Annotated in this window: 1 protein-coding gene; it reads left to right on the top strand. The window is 36.9% G+C overall.

Annotation, left to right across the window (positions count from 1 at the left end; genetic code table 11):
* Nucleotides 1-615: 615 nt before the first annotated feature.
* Nucleotides 616-1146 (top strand): DinB family protein, encoded by a 531-nt coding sequence (locus L2737_RS22185; protein WP_248957132.1) that lies wholly within the window; start codon nt 616-618, stop codon nt 1144-1146.
* Nucleotides 1147-1265: the final 119 nt, after the last annotated feature.

Here is a 1265-nt window from a genome sequence, read left to right as displayed (position 1 = left end):
GAACTACGACAAGGAAAGCTTTAGTTGCAGCTAAAGCCTGGGTCTCACATTACCCGAAACAGGGAAGTATTTGTAAATTAGGTGGGTTTATTATCCATACAAGGCGCTCAAGAGGGAAAATTTACAGTTGGCTGTTTTCACTCCGTTCAACATTTTAGCCAACAATAAATTTCCCCTTAGCGGGGCGTTATAAGCCAAATCTCATCGGTGGTGTATGAATAAATACAAATTGAGACTCATTGTTATCTTGTGCATCCAGTTAATCATTACGGTTATTCATAAAGGAATGCCTAATACATTTGATGAAACAAACTTTTACCACATTTCAAACTGGACTTTTTGGCTCGGAATGTCCTGGGGAACCTGTATTTTTGTGTATGCACTTCGACTAGGTTGCAACCAATGTGGAGCCCGACAAGTATTTCGTGGTATCAGTATTTTCTCGTTACGTTGGCCACAAGATAATTGTCATAAATGTGGTGCCGTAGTTGAATAATGCTTATAACAAGCTGCTAAATCCAGATTCACCAAGGCTGTCATGCCATTTGCTGTGCAAATCGCCCGCCAGCACATGGTTCACTTATTAGCAGGGCGTTATGTACTAAGGATATTAAATTGAGTTTGGCGCAAAATTTCAGGATGATGGCGGTTTATAATCAGCGTATGAATACGCAATTAATTACTGTTTGTGAACAGCTAAAACCTGAACAGCTTCAACAGGAAACCAATTCATTTTTCTCAACAGTTATGTGTTATTGGAACCATATTCTATTTGGTGATTTAATCATGTTGTCTCGTTTAGTAACTAATGACATTGTAAATATAGAACCAAGTACTTTGCAAAAAGTTCCGGTGGTAAAGTCTGTAAACGATCAATTCGTAAATAACTTAGTAGAACTGAAATCATTACGAACACTTGTTGATGAAATTTATTTAAAAATCACTCAAGATTTAACCGCTGAAAGTTATAACGGCATTATAAAATACACTACTTCTAGCGGTGAATACTTAGAGAAAAATATTGGAGAATTCTTCCAGCATATATTTAATCATCAAACACATCATAGAGGGCAATTGACTTGTATTCTAAGTCAATTTGATTTGGATTTCGGCTGCACAGATTTACCAATAATAGTGTCAAACTAACAACGTACATAACAAGAGACTATGGCGTCAATAGTTAATTTTAAGCTTTTGGCGCTTCCCACAAAACACCGTCTCTTAGCATCGAATTTAAGATCACAACCATCTTCCTAATGCAGGCA

Source organism: Shewanella electrodiphila (assembly GCF_023283985.1).
GTDB lineage: Bacteria > Pseudomonadota > Gammaproteobacteria > Enterobacterales > Shewanellaceae > Shewanella > Shewanella electrodiphila.
Note: the sequence above shows the minus strand (reverse complement) of the source record. Positions and strands in the feature narration are given on the sequence as shown.